At 69.9% G+C, this 20869-nt stretch carries 21 protein-coding genes and 1 pseudogene; 7 read left to right on the plus strand and 15 right to left on the minus strand.

Annotated elements, in window-relative coordinates:
• Nucleotides 1-103 precede the first annotated feature (103 nt).
• Nucleotides 104-532 (plus strand): hypothetical protein, encoded by a 429-nt coding sequence (locus ACFC09_RS01125; protein WP_376522494.1) that lies wholly within the window; start codon nt 104-106, stop codon nt 530-532.
• A 16-nt stretch (nt 533-548) separates the two neighbouring features.
• On the opposite strand, the gene ACFC09_RS01130 is transcribed toward ACFC09_RS01125, so the two are convergent.
• The 5 genes and pseudogenes from ACFC09_RS01130 to ACFC09_RS01150 form a co-directional block, all read right to left on the minus strand.
• Nucleotides 549-890 (minus strand): hypothetical protein, encoded by a 342-nt coding sequence (locus tag ACFC09_RS01130; protein WP_376522496.1) that lies wholly within the window; start codon nt 888-890, stop codon nt 549-551.
• Between the two features lie 181 nt (nt 891-1071).
• Nucleotides 1072-1410 (minus strand): MerR family transcriptional regulator, encoded by a 339-nt coding sequence (locus ACFC09_RS01135; protein WP_376522498.1) that lies wholly within the window; start codon nt 1408-1410, stop codon nt 1072-1074.
• A gap of 85 nt (nt 1411-1495) precedes the next feature.
• A complete protein-coding gene (locus ACFC09_RS01140) occupies nt 1496-2344 on the minus strand; it encodes an enoyl-CoA hydratase/isomerase family protein (protein WP_376522499.1) in 849 nt (282 codons plus the stop codon).
• 227 nt (nt 2345-2571) lie between these two features.
• A pseudogene (locus tag ACFC09_RS01145) lies at nt 2572-2833 on the minus strand (NAD(P)(+) transhydrogenase (Re/Si-specific) subunit beta); the annotation flags it as partial.
• A 345-nt stretch (nt 2834-3178) separates the two neighbouring features.
• The gene (locus ACFC09_RS01150; RefSeq protein WP_311696224.1) at nt 3179-3598 is read right to left on the minus strand and encodes a nuclear transport factor 2 family protein; all 420 of its coding nucleotides are present in this window, start codon (nt 3596-3598) and stop codon (nt 3179-3181) included.
• Between the two features lie 143 nt (nt 3599-3741).
• Here ACFC09_RS01150 and ACFC09_RS01155 point away from each other — a divergent pair, with 143 nt between their 5' ends.
• The 3 genes from ACFC09_RS01155 (at nt 3742) to ACFC09_RS01165 (ending at nt 5580) form a co-directional block, all read left to right on the plus strand.
• On the plus strand, nt 3742-4593 hold the full coding sequence (locus tag ACFC09_RS01155; protein WP_376522502.1) for a helix-turn-helix domain-containing protein: 852 nt from the start codon (nt 3742-3744) through the stop codon (nt 4591-4593).
• Between the two features lie 341 nt (nt 4594-4934).
• Nucleotides 4935-5258, plus strand: coding sequence for a hypothetical protein (locus tag ACFC09_RS01160; RefSeq protein ID WP_376522504.1), 324 nt, complete (start codon nt 4935-4937; stop codon nt 5256-5258).
• 46 nt (nt 5259-5304) lie between these two features.
• Nucleotides 5305-5580 carry a transposase family protein gene (locus ACFC09_RS01165; protein WP_376522506.1) on the plus strand — a complete coding sequence of 92 codons (276 nt, stop codon included), beginning with the start codon at nt 5305-5307 and terminating at the stop codon, nt 5578-5580.
• An 85-nt stretch (nt 5581-5665) separates the two neighbouring features.
• On the opposite strand, the gene ACFC09_RS01170 is transcribed toward ACFC09_RS01165, so the two are convergent.
• Nucleotides 5666-5833 carry a hypothetical protein gene (locus ACFC09_RS01170; protein ID WP_376522508.1) on the minus strand — a complete coding sequence of 56 codons (168 nt, stop codon included), beginning with the start codon at nt 5831-5833 and terminating at the stop codon, nt 5666-5668.
• Nucleotides 5834-5967: 134 nt separating this feature from the next.
• Here ACFC09_RS01170 and ACFC09_RS01175 point away from each other — a divergent pair, with 134 nt between their 5' ends.
• Complete coding sequence (locus ACFC09_RS01175; protein ID WP_376522510.1) at nt 5968-6354, plus strand: hypothetical protein; 387 nt, start codon at nt 5968-5970, stop codon at nt 6352-6354.
• A 315-nt stretch (nt 6355-6669) separates the two neighbouring features.
• On the opposite strand, the gene ACFC09_RS01180 is transcribed toward ACFC09_RS01175, so the two are convergent.
• Entirely contained in the window at nt 6670-7482 is an 813-nt protein-coding gene (locus ACFC09_RS01180; RefSeq protein WP_376522820.1) for an AraC family transcriptional regulator N-terminal domain-containing protein, read from the minus strand.
• Between the two features lie 257 nt (nt 7483-7739).
• On the opposite strand from ACFC09_RS01180, the gene ACFC09_RS01185 reads away from it, so the two are divergent.
• Nucleotides 7740-8822, plus strand: coding sequence for an aldo/keto reductase (locus ACFC09_RS01185; protein WP_376522512.1), 1083 nt, complete (start codon nt 7740-7742; stop codon nt 8820-8822).
• A gap of 95 nt (nt 8823-8917) precedes the next feature.
• On the opposite strand, the gene ACFC09_RS01190 is transcribed toward ACFC09_RS01185, so the two are convergent.
• Nucleotides 8918-9631: an SDR family NAD(P)-dependent oxidoreductase gene (locus tag ACFC09_RS01190; protein ID WP_376522514.1), complete on the minus strand. Its 714-nt coding sequence runs from the start codon at nt 9629-9631 to the stop codon at nt 8918-8920.
• 176 nt (nt 9632-9807) lie between these two features.
• Here ACFC09_RS01190 and ACFC09_RS01195 point away from each other — a divergent pair, with 176 nt between their 5' ends.
• Nucleotides 9808-10416 carry a TetR/AcrR family transcriptional regulator gene (locus tag ACFC09_RS01195; protein WP_376522516.1) on the plus strand — a complete coding sequence of 203 codons (609 nt, stop codon included), beginning with the start codon at nt 9808-9810 and terminating at the stop codon, nt 10414-10416.
• A gap of 95 nt (nt 10417-10511) precedes the next feature.
• Here the strand turns inward: ACFC09_RS01195 and ACFC09_RS01200 are convergent, their stop codons facing one another.
• The 7 genes from ACFC09_RS01200 to ACFC09_RS01230 form a co-directional block, all read right to left on the minus strand.
• Entirely contained in the window at nt 10512-11087 is a 576-nt protein-coding gene (locus ACFC09_RS01200) for a carboxymuconolactone decarboxylase family protein (protein WP_376522518.1), read from the minus strand.
• A gap of 40 nt (nt 11088-11127) precedes the next feature.
• Nucleotides 11128-12519, minus strand: a complete 1392-nt coding sequence (locus ACFC09_RS01205) for an aldehyde dehydrogenase family protein (protein WP_376522519.1) — start codon at nt 12517-12519, stop codon at nt 11128-11130.
• Between the two features lie 44 nt (nt 12520-12563).
• Entirely contained in the window at nt 12564-13691 is a 1128-nt protein-coding gene (locus tag ACFC09_RS01210; protein WP_376522521.1) for a DUF6282 family protein, read from the minus strand.
• Nucleotides 13692-13788: 97 nt separating this feature from the next.
• Complete coding sequence (locus ACFC09_RS01215) at nt 13789-15528, minus strand: MFS transporter (protein ID WP_376522523.1); 1740 nt, start codon at nt 15526-15528, stop codon at nt 13789-13791.
• On the minus strand, nt 15525-16745 hold the full coding sequence (locus ACFC09_RS01220; protein ID WP_376522525.1) for an alpha-hydroxy acid oxidase: 1221 nt from the start codon (nt 16743-16745) through the stop codon (nt 15525-15527). Before ACFC09_RS01220 ends, ACFC09_RS01215 begins: the two co-directional genes overlap by 4 nt.
• A complete protein-coding gene (locus ACFC09_RS01225) occupies nt 16745-18319 on the minus strand; it encodes an NAD(P)-binding domain-containing protein (RefSeq protein WP_376522527.1) in 1575 nt (524 codons plus the stop codon). The genes ACFC09_RS01220 and ACFC09_RS01225 overlap by 1 nt, the downstream gene beginning before the upstream one ends.
• 105 nt (nt 18320-18424) lie before the next feature.
• Nucleotides 18425-20053 (minus strand): cytochrome P450, encoded by a 1629-nt coding sequence (locus ACFC09_RS01230; protein WP_376522529.1) that lies wholly within the window; start codon nt 20051-20053, stop codon nt 18425-18427.
• Nucleotides 20054-20869: the final 816 nt, after the last annotated feature.

Raw genomic sequence — 20869 nt, forward strand, 5'->3', positions numbered from 1 at the left:
GGTCATGCGTACGGTCGTGGGCCCTTGCACTGATCTGGGGTAGCGAGCGGTGGCCTGGGGTTAGGGTCGCCGGGTCTGCTGTTCGTAGGAGAGGGACCGCGTGATGCCCGAGCGGATCTGGCACCCCATCAGCAAGCTGGAGTTCTTCATCGACCACACCCGGCGTTGGGCGGTCGATGTGCGGGAGCATCTGGAGACGCTGGAGGAGGCCCGCGCCAAACCGCACGTACTGGCCGACAGCGACGTGGCGCGGATCAAGCGGGTCTACACCGAGCAGGCCGACGACCTGACCCTGTTCGAGGAGCAGGCGGCCAAGTGGGGTGAGTTCCCGGACCTGAGCCCGTCGCGGCGGGCGAAGCTCACGATTCTGAACGAGCAGATCGCCGGGCTTCGGGAGCTGAACAGGAAGGTGCTCGGCCTCGCCGAGGAGCTGTCCAGGGGCACCATCGACAGGGTGATGGCGGCTTCCGACGAGGAGCTGGGCCTGGCGGCGCTGCTCGGCGAGCGCCCGGGAGCGTGGGCGCCGGGGTAGATGATCCTGCCCTTGTTCAGCGGCGTACGACGCTGAAGCCGGCGTCGGTCAGGGCGTTGGTCCACACGTCGCGGTCGAACCACTTGTCCCCGTCGGGCAGCATCTGGCGGATCTGCTTCATGGGGGCTTCCCAGTCGTGGCCGGTCTGCCCGCGGCTGCCGTCACAGCCTGTGCAGCCGTCTTCGCCGTGGATGTGCCCGGCCATCCACGCGTTGACGGCCACGCCGAGGATCACGGCGTACAGGTCGCCGCTGGTTTCCGTGAGGGAGTCGGGGACCCCGGCGAGGATGAGGGCGAGTTCGGGGTTCTTCAGGGGCGGCAGCGGTGCTTGGGCTGCCGTTAACCAGCGACGAACCAAGTGCCAACTAGCGCAAAAGCGCTGGTCAGGGACTCGTGATATGGATCCCAGGGGAGGTCCAGACCGGATTGTCAGGCCCTTCGGAAATTCGGTGACCATTGGTAATGGCAGCTGGTCACCGGCTTACGACCCGTCGCTTTCCGGTACTTGGCACTTCGTTCGGGCTTGGTTAACGGCGGCCCTACGACGGCGTGTCCACGAGCAGCCCCCTCCGCAATCCGACCAGACGCTGATCATCATGTCGGAGAGGGCGCCAACTCAGCCTTTCGGATGTGAGCAGGGCGAGCTGATCGGTGCTGAGCTTGCCTGTGTCGATGCACGGCAGGATGGTGATGATGGTGCGGCTTGCCAGCCCCGCTGCGAAGAGCTGCTGGATGAACAGCACGCGCTCCAGGGCACCGTCGGGGTAGGTCCGCTGGCCAGCTGGGGTGCGTTCCGAGCGCAGAAGTCCGCCTTCCTCGTAGTAGCGCAGGGCGCGCACGCTGACGCCTGCCTGTGCGGCGAGCTCGCCGATTTTCATGCCTCTACTCCGCATCCTTCCGCGGTGCTGGGATGGCTGGAAGCCGCTGGGCAGACCGCTCGTCTGCCCAGCGGCTCGGGGTACCTCAGTAGCGGTCGAGGAACGCTTCCAGGTTCCGCTCGTTCTCCGGCGTCTGCAGTCCGTCGGCGAGCGCGTCGTTCATGCGCTTCTCGATGTGGGCGGGCGAGGGGTAGACGTGAGCGAGGGCGGCGCCCTCTGCGCGCAGGTCGTCGTCGAGGCGGTCGCCGGCGGTGGTCGGGTCGATCGCGGCCTTGGCGGCGAGGATCTGCGAGGGCAGGCGGGTCCCGATCCGCTGGGCGATGTCGCTGACGGCGGCGTCGAGGTCGCCGGCGGGGAATGCCCGGGTGATCCACCCGTACATTTCGGCGGTCGCCGTGTCGTAGAGGTCGGCCGTCAGTACCGCCTCCAGGGCGCGGGAGCGTCCGATGGCGCGCGAGAGGAACTGGGTGCCGCCGCCGCCGGGAATGATGCCCATGCGGCCCTCGATCTGGCCCAACCAGGTCTCGTCGGCGGCCGCGTAACGGAGGTCTGCTGCCATGGCCAGCTCGTTGCCGCCGCCGCGGAGGCGGCCACGCAGCTTGGCGATGGTGACCTGCGGCAGTGCCCGAATGCTGGCCATCAGATGCTGCATCGGGTTCAGTCCATTGTGGCCGCTGTCGTCGGCGCCGAGGGCCATGAAGGCGGACGGGTCCGCGCCGTAGCCGAGGTCGACGTGGGCGGCGAAGAAGCCGGGCACGGCGCTCTCGAACACGATGACCCGCGTCGTGTCGTCGGACGCTGCCTCCCGCACGAAGCGCTTCAGTTCGGGAATGAGGGTGCTGTCGAGCAGGTTGAGGGGCGGGTTGTTCAGGGACACGGTCAGCACGGCGTCGTGGGCGGTGATCTCCAGGGCAGTGAAACCTGTGTACGTCATGGTCAACTCCTCTTGCGGGTCTTCCTCAGTGCGTATGGCGCCTTCCCGGCCCCACCACTGGACGCTAAAATCTGACGCTGACGTAAGCTGCGACCCCAAACGGGCATCTTCTCTTCGATGTGCCGTAGATCACGGGGTGTCCCTCCCGGCCACAGCTGGCGCTGGTGACGGCGTTGCAGTTCGCCGAGAACCTCACCGACCGGGCGGCTGCGCGAGGCCCCGACAGGATCGTCGTTGATCTCGTCCATCTCCAGGACTACGTCGTAGGGCACCTTCGCCTCGGCCAGCAGCACGTTCATGTGTCCGAGGAGCCGGCCTGCGACGGGATGGCTGCCGAAGGTGACGTCAACGCCGCGATAGCGAAACTTGGCCGCGAGGTCCGCGACCTGGTACTGGGGCCTGGCTACGGCCATGCCGTAGCCAGGCCCGATGGCAACGCTGTTGCCGTTTCCTGAGCGGGTCGGCCGTCTCCGCAGCGGTGATCTCACGGCGCCCAGGTCGGTCGCAAGCGAGGTAGCCGTTCACGTCGTAGCGACATGAGCGGCTACCTCGCTTGCTTAGTGCCTGCCAAAACAAGACCAGCCGCCGCGATAGTCGTTTCCGTACTCAGGCTCGTGGCCGATATTCATCGGCATCACCCTCGACATCGAACTCGGCGTCCAATCCCGCCTGTCTGACCAGGTGGTAGCGGTTCAAGACCAGCTGGCAGGCGGGGCAGCTGAAGTGATCGGCACCGACAGACATGGCCGGAAACGACCAGCCAGGTGACGCTCTCGGCCAGCAGCCACACCCCCCCCTGTTCGTGGGGAGAGGTCCTTGGTCGGGGCCGGAGCGTCAGCCGGCGAGGCCGGTGGCCGCCCACGGCACGGGGTTGGCGATCTCGTCAACGCGGATGATGCGCCCGTTGGCGATCTCCAGCCGGAAGACGTAGACGTTGTGGTACGGGAGGTTGGTTCGGGTGATCATGTCGCCGCGAGCGTGGAGGTGGACGTAACGCGCGTCGTGTGACACCGACCACTCCCGATCGATCAGGCGCAACTGGGGCAGGTTGGACATGGCCAGTTGCAGGTAGCCCATCGCCTTCTCGATCCCGTCGAACACGGCCCAGGGCTCGGGTGTGCCCTCGATCGACATCGGGAAGATGATGGTGGTCTCGTCGGTCAGCAGTTCACGCATCCCGGCTGCGTCATGCGCCTCCCACCGTTCGAAGTACTGCTTCGCGGTGGTGAGTGCGTTCTCATGCTCGATTGCCATGACAGTTCCATTCGCTTGGAGGGTAGTGCCGTCCGGGGACGGCACACCGAGCATCCGGCCACGCGCCCGTGGTTCCCGAGCCTCCTGGCCCCTAGCACTGGCAGTACCAGGCACTCCCGCGAGGCAGGGGTGACACTGGTGAGGTGACTCAGGACCTGCTCGCCTTCGGAACACGTCTTCGCGAATGGCGTGACCGCACCGCACCCGAAGAACTCGGACTCCCGGCCGGACCCCGGCGCAAGGTTCCCGGGCTTCGCCGCGAGGAGCTGGCCGCGTTCGCCGACCTCTCCGTCGACTATCTGATCCGCCTGGAGCAGGGCAACGCGGTACATCCGTCGTCCGAGGTCATCACCGCGCTGGGCCGCGCGCTGCGCCTTCCCCGCGTCGAGATCGACCTTCTCCATCAGCTCGCCGGCCTCGTGCCACCCACGGACCTTGAGGTGCCTACTCATCTATCGCCCGGCACACAACGTCTGCTCGATCGTCTCGGCGATGTGCCGGTAGCCGCTTATGACGCAACCTGGACCCTCATCGCCGCCAACTCGATGTGGCGACAGTTGCTCGGTGTGGCCGACAGCACACCGGGGGTGAATCTTGTCCAGACGACATTCACCAACATGCCAACGCGTGTGCGGACCACCCCCGAGTATCGCGACCGGCTGTGCCGTTCTCTGGTCGCCGATCTCCGTTCCAGCAGCGTCCGCTACCCGGCCGATCTCCGTCTGCAGGCGCTCCTGCGGGAGCTGATCGACCACAATGCAGCCTTCGCTGCGGCGTGGTCCGACCGCCGCGCTGAGCCGTTCACGGCGGAGACGAAGCAGGTCGAGCACCCCGACTTCGGCAACCTCTGGTTCGACTGCGATGTCCTCAACGCCGCAGACGGCGATACGCGCGTGGTCGCCTACACCGCGCCGCGTGGGTCTCTCAGCGCAGAAGCGCTGACTGCGCTCCGCAGTTCATCCCCGGACCGACCGGCGTTCAACGCCACGTTGTGACGTTCGCCGACCTCGCGTCTGCCCTCGATGGTTGCGGTGACCCCACCTCGGGACTCCATTGAGAGCTGAAATCGCAGGTGAGCGGGGCTGGTGTGGCGGGGTGTCGCGGTACTCGCGCTGGCTGTGCGCGGCTGTCTGTGGTGTAGATCGTCTGACGGCTCTACCGGTTGCTCGTCGCGGTGCGTGAGACGTTTTCTACGCTCGGCTGTATGACGGATCCCGTGATACTGGAACGTGTCGCCGCGCGGCGTGCTGAGCTGGATGTCTTGGAGGAGTAGCTGGCCAGGCAGCTGGCCGACGCGCGGACCGAGCGCGACGAGCTCGCGGTCGCTGAACGCGTCGTGCGGCGCATCAGCGAACAGGTCCAGGACGACTCCGCGGCATCCGCGCCAGCCGAGGCCCAGGTGGGTGGCCGAGGCGTGCTGCTGGTCCCGGCCCGCGGCCCCTGCCTCGGTCAAGACACGCTCCCGCCGGACTATCAGCGCATCCTGGCCGCCGTCGCCAAGGTCGGCGGACCGGTGGCGACGCGGCAGGTCGGTGAGGCCCTGGGGATGGACCTGTCCGCGCGGGGCAGTGCGGAACCGCTGCGCGGGAAGCTGATCAAGCTGGCCGAGCGGGGCTGGCTGCGCAAGCTGTCCGACGGCCGATTCACCGCAAGGCCCTGACCGGCGGCGCCCGCAGGGCTGTCGCCGACGTACCGCCAGCGCCATCGTGACCACGGCGCCCCCGGCGGGTTGGGCAGGCCTGGACGACGACCCCGACGACTCCGTCATCATCACCGGGAAGAAGGCCGCCCGCAAACGGCCGCTGACGGACGCCCAGAAGGAGGCGAACAACCTGGTCAGCCGCGAACGCGCGGCCAACGAGCACGCCTTCGCCGACCTCAATGCCTGGCGCATCCTGGCCAAGGTCCGCATGAACGCCCGCCACGCCACCGACCTCCTGCGCGCCCTGCTGGTCCTGACCCGGCTCCAGGTCACCAGATGACGGACGATCAAGACGATGGACCATGGCGCTCCATCAGCCCACTCATACCAACCCAGGGCCCCACCAGCTCCACTCACCTGCGATTTCAGGATGAAAAACTCTCATTGTCGCAGGCCACCGTGGCAAGCTGGGCGACCAGTTCGGCCGTCCTGGTGTTCACCTGACGCTGCGTCAGGGCGTCGCGGATCGCCTCGGTGACCGCGGCCGTCCTGGTCCGTTCGCGCTCCTGTAGCTCCGGGCCGGCGTCGATCACCGCCCGGCGCTCCGCCGTGCATCGGTGCCGCCAGGTCGCGCCTCGGCGCCGACCCGCAGCGACTCACCTTCCCGGACGGGGAGCCGACGAAGTCGGCCGGTGTCGCGTCCGGCGAGCTCGTCGCGGCGCATGCGGTGAGCGGAGCACCGTTCGTCACCGCCACTTCCGCTCTCGTGCCGACCGCTCCGCCGATACGTGCCCTGCTCCCACTGCTGGGCCGCCTGTTGTCCGTTCCGGCGGTGCGACGCCGCGCCGTCGACCGGCTCGGCCGGGTGCGGGTCAAGGCCGCACCCGGTCCGCGCGAGCACTCCTGGGGGCACGCCGTCGTCGAGTGGGCGGACGGCACCCGGCACGAAGGATGGCTCCGCGCCGGCGCCGGGATGGACTACACGGCCGACGTCACCGCCGCCGTCACCGACCTGCTGGCCCGTGGCGTCGGCAGGCCCGGGGCCTGGACTCCGGCAGCCGCCCTCGGGGCTGACCTGGCGACGACCGCGGGCGGCAGCTTCGTACTGGACTGAGGAGCACCACTGCCCGCCGTCCCGTGGCTGGCGGGACCTCGGCGAGTGGGCGCGACAACCGGCCCGCCCGGCTCCCGGCGGACCGGGGCGGACCGGCCCGCCGGGAGCCAGTCGCACCCCGCCCCGGCCCGCCGCGTCCCGGCGATGGCTGACCTGGCGACCTGGCGACCTGGCGACCTGGCGACCTGGCAGCCTCACAGGTCCTGGTGATCACCGCTCAGGTGGCGCCGGGCGGGATCCGCATCGATACGAGCGCCGTCACCGTTCGGTGTCACCACGGCCGCCGACTCGGTGGGAGGCGGCATTACCGGGCGTCTACTCCTGGACGATCACCGCGGTTTGGAGGCGTGCCGCGTCCTGGCTCGGCGGGGCCCCGAACATGCGCCGGTACTCGCGGCTGAACTGCGACGGGCTGTCGTACCCGACGGCGTATCCGATCGCGGCCACGTCGTCAGGCGCCGCGATGAGCTGGATGCGCGCCCTTTGGAGTCGGAGTTGTTTTTGATATTGCAGCGGACTCATGGCGGTCACCGCACGGAAGTGCCGGTTGAGCGAGGAGACGCTCACGCTGACTTCGTCGGCGAGGTCGTCGATGCGAATCACCTCGTCGTAGTGGGCCTTGATCCACTCGACCGCGCGGGCGACGAGGGTCGTGCGGCTGTCGGCCAGGCCGATCTGTCTGACCAGGGCCGCCTGGGGTCCGTTCAGCAGCCGCCAATGGATCTCGCGCCGCACGCCGGGCGCCAGTACCGGGATGTCACGCGGCTCGTCCAGCAGACCCAGCAGCCGGACGACAGCGTCGAGCAGTTTGTCGTCGGCGTCGCTGGTCGCGATGCCCGGACCGTCGTGAGGGGGGACGACTGCGGGGCCGGCTTCCACCAGCAGTTGCGCGATGATCGCGGGTTGCAGCGGAAGCCCGAACCCGACGAACGGTTCGCCGGGCGAGGCCTGGATGATCTGTGAGGTCAGGGGAAGGTTGACGGTCACGACGAGGTACTGGCCCGCGTAGTAGTCGAAGACGCGGTCATTGAGGACAGAGCGCTTCGCTCCCTGCACGACCAGAGCGATCATGGGTTCGGTGACCGAGCCCAGCGGTTCGGTGGTGTGCTCGGTCGAGAACACCGTCATTCCCTCGATCCGCAACGGGCGTGGGCTGCCTGCGGCGAGCCGTCCGATCCGGTGACGAAGTTCGTCCAGGTGATGCACCACACCAGTGGACCATGGAGTGGTGCCCCGGGCCAACATGATCCGGGCAAGATTGAGCGGATCGTGCAACGGTCCGCACGCATCGTTCTAGGCGATCACGACGCTTCGGGCTCGAATGGAGGAGCACAGGGAGACGGCCTCCGTACCGTCTCGTACCTCTACCAGTTCGGAGCTTCGACATGTCGCTCGATTCCTACGTCACGCTCGGCCGCTCGGGACTGCGCCTCAGCCCCTTCACCCTGGGCGCCATGACCTTCGGTGAGGATCACGGCTGGGGTTGCAGCCCAGAGGAGTCCAAGAACATCCTCGCGGCCTACCTGGACCGGGGCGGCAACTCGATCGACACCGCCAACATCTACACCAACGGCCACTCCGAGAAGATCATCGGTGACTACTTCGCCGGCCGGCGGGCACTGCGTGACCGGGTGGTGCTCGGCACGAAGTTCTTCGGCAACCTGTACGAGAACGACCCCAATGGCGGCGGAGCCGGCCGTAAGGCGATCGTGCAACAGCTGGAGAACTCGCTGCGGCGTCTGCGGACCGACTACGTCGACATCTACTGGCTGCACAATTTCGACCCGGCCACGCCGGTCGAGGAGACCCTCCGCGCACTGGACGACCTGATCAGCGACGGCAAGGTCCGCTACGTCGGGTTCTCCGACGTGCCGGCGTGGGCGACGGCCGAGGCGGCCACCATCGCGCGCTTGCGCGGGTGGGCTCCGATCATCGCGTTGCAGTTGGAGTACTCCCTGCTCGAACGCACCTCGGAAGGGGAGCTGATCCCGATGGCCCAGGCCCTGGGAATGGGCGTGATGCCGTGGGGGCCGCTCAAGAGCGGGTTCTTGTCCGGCAAGTACTCCAGCGCCACCACCGGCCCGGTCGACACCACGCGTGCGCAGTTGGTCGGCGCACCGAGCGAGGCCGACTATGTCGTGATCGACGCGCTCAACGCCGTCGCCGGCGACGTGGGCGCCGGCCCCGCCGCGGTGGCTCTGGCCTGGGTGCAGGGCCGTCCGGGGATCACCTCCACCCTGCTCGGGGCGCGCCGCTTGGACCAGTTCGAGGCCAACCTGCACGCCCTGGACGTGACCCTCACCGAGGCCCAGCGCGCCACGCTGGATGACGTGTCCGCTCCCACGCTGAACTTCCCGGCCGCGAACAACGGGACGCTGGCACCCATGATCCAGTTCGCCGGAGCCACCGTGGACGGGGTCCCGTCAGTGGTGTCCCCGCTGCTGCGGGCGAGCAGTGCCCGCTACTGACCACAACTGGGGCACTGGCCGCGCGTCGCGACGGGGGGACGTTCACCGGGTCCGGTGGCACCCCGTGCCGTCAGAGCCGACTGCGGGGCCGCTCCTCAGGGGCGGGCGTGAACACCGATGCCTCCAGAGACGACGAGGTTGTCGCCGGTGATGTAGCCGGCCGCGTCCGAGGCGAGGAAGGCCACGGCTTCGGCGATGTCGGCGGGAGCGCCGACGCGGCCGAGCGGAACGTCCCCGGCCCAGGAGTCGATCATCTCCTGGGAGACACCCACCTTGCTGTAGGCAGGGGTGTTGATCAGTCCTGGGCTCACGGCGTTGACGCGGATGCGGCGCGGGGCGAGTTCGAGCGCGAGGGACCGCATGAGCGGCAGCAGGGCGCCCTTGGCCGCGGTGACGGCGGCTCCTAGCCCCTCCCCTGCACCCACGGTGAACACGACCGAGGCGCCCTCGTTGAGGAGCGGGAGCGCCTTTTGCAGGGTGAAGAAGTTGCCCTTGACGTTGATGTCGAACAGGGCGTCGAAGGCGTCTTCGTCGGTTGACTCGATCGGGCCGGGACGGGAGACGCCGGCGTTGAGGAAGAGCAGGTCGAGGGAGCCGAATCGCCGGCATGCCTGGTCGATCGCCCGGTCGATGTCCGGCAGGGACCGTGCGTCGGCCCGGACGGTCAGGACGTCTTCGGGAAGTCCGGCGGTGGCGAGACTGTCGATGCCCGTGACCATGACGCGGTAGCCGCGGGAGTGGAGCAGTTCGGCGGTCGCCCTGCCGATGCCGCTGGTTCCACCGGTGATCAAAGCTGCGGGTGCGGACATGTTGCGTTCCTTTGCGTGCTGTTGGGAGGTGAGCGGGTGACCGGTGGGCGGTTCCGGGCCGTGGGGCGGTGACGGACCGTGCCGCCCGATCACGAATGGCAGCGTACGCCACTCTGGCAGTCGCTGCCAAGCATGATGCGACTGCCGCACTGGCAGTGCTGGGCTAATCTGGTCGCATGAAGCAGGAAGCCAAGACGGCGACGGGCGCACCGGCCACGCTGTGGGACCGGACACGGCGGCTGGCCACCCAGGAGATCCTTGAGACGGCTCTGCGCCTGTTCACCGAGCAGGGCTACGACGAGACGTCCATCGCCCAGATCGCCCGAGAGGCCGGCGTCTCCCAGCGCACCCTCTTCCGCTACTTCGGCACCAAGGAAGACCTTCTCGGCGGCGGCCAGGACCGGTTCGGACAAGTCCTGACGGACACGATCAGCGAACTGCCCGCCGAAGTCGATGTCTGGGAGGCCCTGCGCGCGGGGGTTGCCGCCGTACTGGCCTTGCACGAGAGCCGCGAGCAGGCCCTGGCACGGTTCCGCCTCCTGCACAACACCGCCTCGCTGCGCGCCGGTTGGCTCGAAAAGCGACTGCGGTTCCAGGACGAGCTGCTGCCGCTCGTCAAGACACGTATGGACGCTGCCGCGGGCAGGACGGATCCAGGGGCCCGCGCGGTGATCGCGGCGGCGTTCGCGTGTCTGGATGCCGCATCGATGACGTGGGTCGACGACGACGGCAAGGGCGACATCATGGACCTGTACGACGAGTGCCTGGCCGCGGTGCGCGGCTGACCCGCGCCGACCGGCCGGTCCGGAACCCGCCGACCGACAGCACCGAAGGCATCGGCCTGATCCGCGGACGACGGCCGCGTGCCGTCGTCCGCGGGTCAGGCGCCGTGGTCGTGGTCGTGCTCGCGTGGGACCAGGCCCCGGTAGTCGGAGAAACGGTCGTCGGAGGACAGGCGGCGGGCGGCGACGGCGAAGTAGTCGTCGTCCGGTGCCCGGACTCCCAGGCCCTCCACGATCCGGTTCATCAGGTTGAACAAGGCGCACACGGACACCGCGTCGTAGAGGGTCCGCTCCTGCCAGCCCGCCGCGAACACCGCCTCGGCATCGGCCGCGGTCAGGCGACTCGGTGCCTCGGTGAGCTTGCGTACGTAGGCGAACAGGGGCTTCAGCGCGTCGCGGACCGGTGCGGTGGCGGGGTCCGCGAGCAGCGCCGCCAGCACGCCGTGTTCGATGCCGAACCGCTCGGCGACCGCCTCGTGGACCCCGCGGCAGTACCGGCAGGAGTTCAGCGCCGACACGAACGCCGCGATCAACTCGCGTTCCGCGACGGTGAGTTCGGACGGGCCCCGGAGTACCACCTGGTGGTAGTCGACCAGTGGCCCCGCGGGTTCGGGGAAGGTCCTGAGCACGTCCATGACGGTGGCGTCGGCGGGCAGTACGGAAAGGAAGGCCACGGCGGGTTCTCCTCGCACTCGTAGCGGGCGGGTGGGCCGGTCAGGTCCTGGGGCGGTGCAGGACGAACGGTTCGGTGTGACTGTGGACGCCCCAGGGGCCGCCCGAGACGCCGAGCCCGCTCCACTTCGTGCCGGCGAACGGTTCGTCGAAGGACATCTGGAGGTGCCGGTTGATCCACACGGTGCCGCATTCGAGGCGTTCCGCGACCGCCTCGGCCCGGTCCAGGTCGGTTCCCCACACCGAGCCGCACAGTCCGTAGCGGGTGTGGTTGGCGCGGTCCACGGCCTCGTCGACGTCCGCGTAGGCGATCACCGGCAGGGCGGGACCGAACTGCTCCTCGTCCACGATCCGCACGCCGTCCGAGACGCCGGCCAGCACCGTGGGGGCGAAGAAGTAGCCCGCGCGGTCGAGGGCCCGGCCGCCGGCCGCGGCCCTCGCGCCGTGTGCGAGGGCGTCGGACACCAGTTCCGCCACCCGGCCGAACTGCGGCCGGTTGGCGACCGGACCGAGCTGTGCGGCCGGGTCGGTGCCCGCCGCGACGACGGTCCTGGCGGCCCGGACGGCGAGCGCCTCGACCACCTCCTCGTACCGTTCCGCGGGGGCGTACACCCGCTTGACGGCCATGCAGATCTGGCCGCAGTTGGCGAACGCCGACCAGAACAGGCGGTCGGCCACCGTCTCCACGTCGGCGTCGGGCAGCACGATCGCCGCGTCGTTGCCACCCAGTTCGAGGGTCAGGCGCTTGAGGTCGGCCGCCGCGCTCGCGGCCACGTGTTTGCCGGTGGCGACCGAACCGGTGAAGTTGACCTTGCGGATGCCCGGGTGGGCGGCCAGCCATGCGCCCAGCGGATCGCGGCCGGACACCACGTTCAGCACACCGGGCGGCAGGGCCCGCGCGAGCACCCGGCCGAGCAGGAGCGTGGACAGCGGTGTGTACGGGGACGGCTTGAGCACCACCGTGTTCCCGGCCGCCAGGGCCGGTGCGATCTTCGCGGCGGCGAGCTGTACGGGGAAGTTCCACGGGGCGATCGCCGCGACCGGGCCGAGGGGCCGCCGACGGACCTCCACGGTCTCCTCGGGCGTGTCGGTGATCACCACCGGCTCGGCCCGCAGGCCGGCGGCGTGTTCCAGGCGGGCCGCCGCGTGCAGCACCTCCGCTCGCGCCTCGCGCAGCGGCTTGCCCTGCTCGCCGGTGAGGACCGGGGCCAGGTCGTCGGCGGCCTCCCGGACGGCGGCGGCTCCTGCCGTGAGCGCCGCGCCGCGGGCCTCGGGGTCGGCACGCCAGCCGGGCCAGGCTCCTTCGGCGGCGGCCACCGCCTCGTCCAGCAGGTCCCTGCCGCAGTCCGGTGCCTGCGCCCACACCCGGCCGGTCGCCGGGTTGACGACGTCGAACAGCGCGTCACCGACGACGGCGGCTGAGCCGATCGTCATCGGGCAGTCCTCGGGGGCCGGCGGCATGCCGCTCGTCGGCGCGGTCACCGGACGCCCATCAGCACGCCGGGGTTGACCGCGCACACCTGGTGCGCCTGCTCCTCGCTCAGGCCGAACGCCCGCATGTGGGCCCGCACCAGCCGGATCGCCTCGACGGTGTGCGGGAACAGCGGTTCGCCGGCGTCGCTGGACAGGGTGACGTGGTCGGTGCCCAGCTCCAGGATGGCGGCGGCCATGTCGGCGGGGTTGACGCCGAGCAGCGGGGAGATCTCGTCGTAGGTGAAGTTCAGGTGGACGCCGGCGGACGTCAGCTCCCGCATCTCGGTCACCGACAGGTCGATGAACGGGCTGAAGGGGTGGTCCACGACGGCCTTGGTGATGTTCAGTTCACGCACCACCTCGGCCATGGCGAAGATCTCCTCGTGGGTGGCGTGTCCGAAGGAGACCATCACGTCGTGGTCGGCGACCATGCGGAAGATCTCCTTGTACTCCGGTTTGAGCCGACCGTGGCTGTCGAGGGTGTGCTCGCCGACCTTGAGCGCCTGTTCCCACGGCAGCGGGTCGCTCCACTCGTTCGGATCGCTGCTCGCGCCCCACCAGATGGGCGGCCCGCCGACCTTGTTGAGGGTGTTGGCGCTGCGGAAGACCGGCATCCACACCGCCTTGACGCCGTCCTGGAGCTGGGTGCGGGCGGCCTCCAGCAGGGGAAGTCCCTTGGTGAAGCTGGTGATCCAGCCCGCCCACAGGCCGATCGGCTCGACGCCGGTCTCCTCGCACCAGCGCCGCAGGTCGGCGTCGACTTCGCGGATCACACCGGCCGGGCCGGCGACGTCCGGGCGCCGCATGCCCAGGCTGCTCTTGAACAGCAACCCGCCCATGCCGCTCGCGGCGGCCATCCGGGCCACGGCCAGCGCGTCCTGCTGGCCCTCGTGGGCATGGCAGTGGATGTCGATCGCGCCCTCCACGCCGTGGACGGCCGGCGGGTGCAAGGGGGTGTCGCAGTAGCCCATGCGAGCCCGGTAGGCGGCCAGGAAACGGTCGTGGGGGGCCTGGTTGGGGCGGCGGAGCGCGGCCTCGGCCAGCAGTTCCTTGTCCGCAGTGGTGTCCGCGGTGGTTTCCACGGTGGTGTCCGCGGTGGTGTCCGCGGTGGTGTCCGCGGTGATGTCGTCCATGGGCGTCCTTCGCCTTTCGGGGGCGTCGTGCGGCGCGGGAGTGGAGCGGGAGTGGAGCGGGGACGGAGAGGTGGAGCGGGGGTGCGTGCCCGTGTTCTCAGGTGTCGGCCGGGGCCCGGACGATCCCGGCCGGCCTCGCCGGGCCGTCCGCCTCGACCAGTGGTCCGCCGCGTGTCTCGGTGCCGTACCGCCACAGCACCAGCCCGGCCGCGACCAGCGGTACGGCGCTCACCAGGGCCAGGCCCTCCAGGCGGGGCGCCGAGCTGAGCAGCAGCGGACCGAACAGACCGCCCGCCTTGCTGCCGGCGGCGGCGACGCCGCTGCCGGTGGCGCGCAGCGCCGTCGGGTAGACCTCGGTGGCGTAAGGGGCCAGCAGGGCGACCATGCCACCGGACGTGACGAGCAGCAGTGCGGTGAGCACCACCAACGCGCCGCCGTGGCCGCCGCGTTCGGGGCGCAGCACCGCGTACCCGACCAGGACCAGAGCGGTGGCGGCGGCGTAGAGGCACATCGCCTTCCGGCTGCTCCACCGCGCGTACAGGGCGGCGGCGACGACGGTGGCGGGCACGGCGAGGGCGGAGGAGACGAACAGCAGGCTGCTCGCCCGGGTGCTGGAGCCGGCCGAGGTGAGGAAGGTGGGCAGGAAGGTGATGAAGCCCCAGTTGACGATGGACCAGCTCACCCCGAACAGGATGATCACCCAGGTCTGCCGGCGGTACGGGGCCGACAGCAGCCGGGCGAACCGGCGGGGTCCGGTACCCGCGCCGGTCGTCCGCGGTGCGACGAGCGGGCCCATGGGCTGGGGGCGGCGCTCGCGCGGGGCGCGGGCACCGTCCAGGCCGGGCGTCGTGGCGGCCGGTGTTCCGGTGCCGGCGCCGACGCCGGTGGCCGTCTCCCCCGCGTTCGCGGCGTCCGCCGGCACGGCCCGGATGCCGTAGCGCGCCATGACCCGGGCCGCCTCCTCCTGCTGCCCGGTCTCGATGAGGAAGCGCGGTGACTCGGGGATCCACCGGCGCAGCACCACCAGCAGCAGACCGGTCGGCAGTCCCAGGAGCCACAGGACTCGCCAGCTGTAGTGGGGGACGAGCAAGGTCGAGCAGCCGCTCGCGACGAGGTAGCCCGCGGCGGCGCTGAACCCGCTCTGCGCCACCACGATCCAGCCGCGCCGCCGGGCGGGCACCGACTCCGACATCAGCGAGTACACCGTGGGCAGCATGCCGCCCGCGGCCATCCCCATCAGGGCGCACATGGCCAGGTTCCAGCCGAACGACGGCATGAAGCCGCACACGGACGTGGCCACGTACATGAGCGCGGACAGCAGGATCGTCGAGCGGCGGCCGTAGAGATCGGCCAGCCAGCCCCACAGCACCGAGCCCACGATGGTGCCGCCGATGGCGACCAGCGGCAGCAGGGACGCCTCCGCGGCGGTCAGCCCGTACTCCGCGCGCATCCCCGGGACCGTGAACCCGAGCGACGCGGGCTTCATGGTGTCCACCACCAGCGCCACCGACAGCACCACCACCAGGCCCCGGTGGGCGCGGCCGAAGCCGGCGCCGTCCAGGGCGGCGTAACGGGTGGTCAGGGCTTTGGGGACGCGGGCGGTGGTCGGTCGACGGGCGGGCAGCAGACTCCAGGCGGCGACGCCCAGACCCAGCGCCATCAGCAGCATGCCGGAGGTCATGGCCGGGTCCATGCCCATGCCCGCCATCGCGAAGTGGTCGTCGCGCATGCTCCAGTAGGCGGGCATGTGCAGCACCACGCCGACCACGACCAGCAGGGAGCCCGCCGCGAAGACCGCGCGGCGCGAGGTGCGACCGCCCGCTCCGGCGGCACTCACCGTCCCGAGTCCGCTCGCACGACCATGTCCCGGCCCAGTTCGGCGGGGCCGGCGCAACCGCACAGGGTCAGGGTGTGGGCGAGTTCGTCCCGCAGGATGCCCAGCACCTGTTCCACTCCCTGCTGCCCGCCGACCGTCAGGCCCCACACCACCGGGCGACCCACGGCGACCGCCCGCGCGCCCAGCGCCAGCGCCTTGGCGACGTCGGTGCCGCGCCGGACGCCCCCGTCGAGCAGGACCGGAATCCGGCCGCCCAGCGCGTCGAGCACCCGGGGCAGCTGGGTGACGGTGGCGGGGGTGGTGTCGAGCTGGCGCCCGCCGTGGTTGGAGACGATCACCGCGTCCACCCCCAGGTCGGCCGCGACGCACGCGTCCTCGGGGTGCAGTACGCCTTTGACGACGATCGGCAGGCCGGTCATCGCGCGCAGCCGCTCGACGTGCGCCCAGGACAGCTCGGGCGACAGGTCCACCTGCCGGACGTGCCCCGGCTCGTCGGCACGCAGCGACCGCAGATTCTCGCACACCACGCCGGGTGGCAGGTCGTGGAAGTCGTTGCGGTCGTTGCGCACGTGACGGCCCAGCGCAGGGGAGTCGGCGGTGACGACCAGGGCGGCGCACCCGGCGTCCTCGGCGCGCCGCACCAGAGCCTCGGTGAACCCCATGTCCCGCTGGATGTAGAGCTGGAACCACAGGTGTGCGTCGGCGGCCGTCTTACGGGCCTCGGCGGCCATCTCCTCGATGGCCACGGTGGACAGCATCGCCGCGATCATGACGGCGCCGGCGGACGCGGCGGCGCGGGCGGTGGCCCGCTCGGCGTCCGGGTGCGCCAACCGGTGGAAGGCGGTCGGGGCGAGCACCACCGGCATGGACGCGCGATGGCCGAGCAGGTCGGTGGTCAGGTCGGGCAGGCCCCGCCCGCGCAGGATGCGCGGCAGCAGAGCCAGCCGTGCGAAAGCGGCTTCGTTGGAGCGAAGGGTGATCTCGTCGTGGGCCCCGCCGGCGAAGTAGTCGTAGTGCACCGGGTCCAGCCGCTCGCGGGCGAGCGGTTCGTACTCGCGCACGCTCAGCGGCTTCGCCGGTGCCGGAGAGATGGTCGCGGTGGTGTTCGTTGTGTCGGTCGCTGTGTCGGTCGCTGTGTCGGTCATGGTGGTGGTCGTGGTGGTGTTCGTAGTGGCGTTCGTAGTGGTGTTCGTAGTGGTGTTCCTGGTCGTGCTCATCACCGGTCACCGCCTGTCGGGAGGGAACGCTCCAGGGTGTCCGTCAGGTACTCCACCAGTGGTTTGACGTGCACCACCGGGTCGGTCCACTCGTTGTCGAGGTTCTCCTTCACGCGGTGCTCGGAGACGACCTCGCCGCGGTGGAAGTGGCGCACCACCGGGTGCAGGTACCGGTCGTCGTGCTGGTGTTCCTGCTCCCAGGCGCGGCCCGCCGCGATGTCGAACGGGTCCAGCTCGTCATGTCCGGGGAAGTACTCGAACGTGACGGTGACATAGCTGTCGTGCTGCCCGAAGTCGGAGTCGTGCAGGTAGTCCACCGGCATCTCCTCGTAGTGGCGGACGCCGTCCCCGTCCACCACGAACAGGTCGCACAGGAACGTGAACTGCTGCCAGAGCGCGGAGGTGGTGGCCAGCCGCGCCAGCACCGCGTCCGCGAGACCGGCCGGGTCGGACGGCACCGGCCGGTGCGGCCACTCGGCATGCTCGTAACGGCGGTCCAGCATCCGCGTCAGCGCCCGTACGCCGTACCGGAAGCCGTGGATGAAGGCACTGGTGTACTTCTTGAAGTCCCGCACCTGAGTGAGCGTGCCCGCGACGTACAGGTCGGGGACGTTGACCGATTCCCAGGAGGAGGTCAGTGCCGGGAACCGGTCCTTGATGGTGAGTTCGGGCCGGCATGCGGGCGCGAAGATCGAGGCGTCCATCGCGAATCCGGTGCAGGCGAGGACCCGGTCGTAGCGGAAGGAGACGGTCTCGTCGCGCCGCAGATAGGTCAGGGTGACCTCGTAGCCGTCGGACAGCTTCTGGATACGATCCACCGTGGCGTCCAGTACCGAGTTCTGCGCCTTGAGCTGGTAGGTGTCGAGGAAGTTGTTGTTGACCGCCCGCAGGTGGCCGATGAAGTGCGTCTTCCAGGCGAGCTTGAGGGAGCTGGGGCCGAGTACGTGGATGACGGCCGCGCGCTCGATGAGGTGGTCGGCGGTCTCGAAACCCGAGTTGCCCTTGCCGATGACCAGCACCCGCTGGTCGGTGAAGCTGTCCGGGTCCAGCGTCATGTCCGCGTACGACTCGGCGGTCTCGATGCCGGGGATCGGCGGAACGTACGCGCGCGAGAAACCGGTGGCCACCACCACGCGCCGGGCGGTGCGCACGGTGCCGTGTTCGTCGGTGACCCGGAAGGGTCCGCGCTCGCCGTCCCGGGCGACCTCGGTGACCCGGGTGTCGTAACAGATGTCCAGTTCGTGGTGGGCGGCGAAGTCGGCGAGGTAGCGCAGGTAGTCGTCGGCGTGCGGGAAGTAGCGGTCGGTGTACTGCGTGAACCGTGGCATGTCCGCGTCGCCGAGCAGCGAGTTCCAGTCCACCCGCAGCTTCTTGTCGGGGTCGTCGAATCCGCAGTACGGCTTGTTGATCGAGATCATCTGCCGGTGTCGCGGAAACGTACGGTAGAACGCGCCCGGTACGGAGCCCGCTTCCAGGACGAGGTGGTCGCGGTGGGCCCGCTTGAGGAAGTAGGCGAGTTGCACGCCGGCCGGTCCGGCGCCGATGACGAGGTAGTCCAGCGTCTTCTGCGTCAAGTCGTCCTCCAGGAGTGCGCGTTGAGGCTTGCGGACGATGGGGCACGGGGCCGGACCCGATCCGGCCGTCTCCGGGCAGGGCGAGAACAGCGGCCCGGACGTGCGTCAGGGTGTGCGGCCCGTATGCGGGCAGGTACGGGTGGGCGCGGGCGGTGCCGTGCCGGTACCGGGCCCTGTCCCGGTACCAGTGCCGGTGCCAGTGCCAGTGTTGATATCGGTGGGGGTGCCCGTGGCCGAGCGGACGGCGTCGTCCGCGAGGTCGTGCGAGTCCTGGCGCCGGTCGTCGTGCGGGTCCTGGCGCCGGTCGTCGTGCGGGACGTGGTGCGGGTCGCCGTCCGCCGGCGGGGCCGACCGGTCGAGCGGACGCCCCTGGCCGGAGTGGGAGGCGAAGTGGCGGGCGGCCGGCCGGGTACGGCGGGCGTCCAGCACCATCCAGGTGCCGAACCCGAGTTGGGCGATGCTGCGCCCGACATCCTCGAAACGGTCCCGCGTCCACAGCGCGCCGCGCAGGGCGCACCGTTGCCGCCGCGGCAGACCGGCGTCCCTGCGGATCAGCAGACAGGGGGCACGGTGCGGGATGGACCGGGTGTGGGAGACGGACGAGTCGAGCACGAAACGGGACAGGGTCTCACGGGTCGCGGCCCGCATGATCAAGGGTGCCAGACGCCAGGCGGGGCAGGGCCGGTTGGCGGCCACCCCGAAGGGAATGTGGTGGGCGTTCCTGGCCGAGGTGTGTTCCCAGCGCTCCGGGTCGAAGACGTCCGGGTCCTGGTATCCGTCGGCGTGGTAGTCGGGGTAGCTGAAGCACAGCACGGACCCGGCCGGGATGGTCGGCAGACCGTCCAGGGTGATGTCGTCGGTGGTGATCCGGTGGGCCACGCCGAACAGCGGGTAGAGCCGGAAGGTCTCGTCGATGACGTGGGAGAGGTACCGGTCGTCGTCCGGATGCCCGGCCACCCGCCGCTGCACGTCGGGGTGTTGGGCGAGCGCGAGCAGCAGGTGGGCCATGGCCTCCGACATCTGCACGACGGCCGTGTTGAAGAAGGTGCCCTGTAGGTAGTACGCCTGCTGGAGCGGCGTCAGGCAGGTGGGCAGCGGTCGGCGCGTGGTGTCGCCGGCGGAGAGCCGGCGCAGCAGGTGCCGGGTCAGCCGGTCACGGCGTCCCAGGTGGCGCGGGCGGGTGCACTTGAGGCCGTTGACCACGTCCTCGGCGTTGTCCACGATCAGTCGCCGCACGTGTGCCGGGCAGGGCCGGTCGAAGACCAACTCGTGGAAGAACTCCGCCCACACCGGCATCATCAGGTCACGCAGCCGGACGAGTGTCACCCGCCCGGTGGCCACGGTGTCGAGTACGGCCGCGGTGTGCGCGGCGGCACGCGCGTACAGGTGGTCGGAGGAGCCGGCGAGGAAGGCCAGGGTGCATCGGGCGACCTCGTCGTAGCGGGGGCCGGCCTCCAGGTGTTCCTGATGGACATCGGCGCCGGGCACGAGCCAGTACCAGAACAGGTCGGACAGGACGGCGCCCTCGCTCCGGCCGTTCGCCGCCGGGTGACCGTAGAGTTCCTGGAAGCGGTCCGCGCCTACGGTGGCGTTGGGGAAGGTGATGCCCTCGTCGCCGTTGACCCTGGCGAACACCTTCATGCGCAGGGCGACGACCGAGCGGGGCAGCCATGCGGGGGTGGACAGCAGCAACGTGCCTGCCGCCAGGGCCGCCGCGGTCCTGGGCCTGACCATCGTCACGCTCCTCTCACGGGGTGGGAGTGGGGATCCCGGGGTGCTGTACGTGGGGGCGCGAGGACGTGGGCGGACTTCCCTGCCGAACCGAAGACCGATGTGGTCGCACGCAGAAAGGCAAGCGAATTCCCGTCGTCGCGGTACCCTTTTTCCAAGGCTTTTGCCGCCCTGTGCACCACGTTGACCGAAGCGGGTTTACGGTGCGCCGGAAACTCGGGCGAAAAATACCCGGAGAGAGGGCCCCGTCTCGGCGATCAAATGGTTTCGCCCGGCCTTTTCCACGGTGCGCGAATATTGACCGACCCCTTGCCGCACAGGGCCTGGACCCGAATCGTCGACGGGATGGTCGACCCGTCCGAGATCGCACATGGAAGCCTCCTGCCTCCTGTGGGGGATGCGTCAACGACGATACTTGTCCCTTCAAGCACACAACAGGAGTAGGTCATTGTGACCTGGGTCACAGCTAATCCGGGGCTTCTGGACGGACGGCACAGCCTCGCCCGATGGCCATAATCCGACCCTTGTATCGGACACTTCCCGCACCGTGGCGACGAAATGGGCGGATAGCCTGAAGTGATTTACGATTTCGCGAATCGCCGATGATGGCTCCCCGGCGAATACCACGCCAAATGCACAGGACGCCGCCCTGGGGTTTGTGCACCGGACCGGAGGGGACTCGACGTCCAGCAGTACCCAGCAGTACCTGGCACGGATGTCGGGCAGAACCTGGGACAACCGTCGCCGCGCACGCGGCACGGCCGGCCAGAGCGGGGCCTGGCGGTGCGCTGCCGCGCCCACCGCAGGAGACCCGGCGCG

It is taken from the genome of Streptomyces sp. NPDC056161, from assembly GCF_042268025.1.
GTDB lineage: Bacteria > Actinomycetota > Actinomycetes > Streptomycetales > Streptomycetaceae > Streptomyces.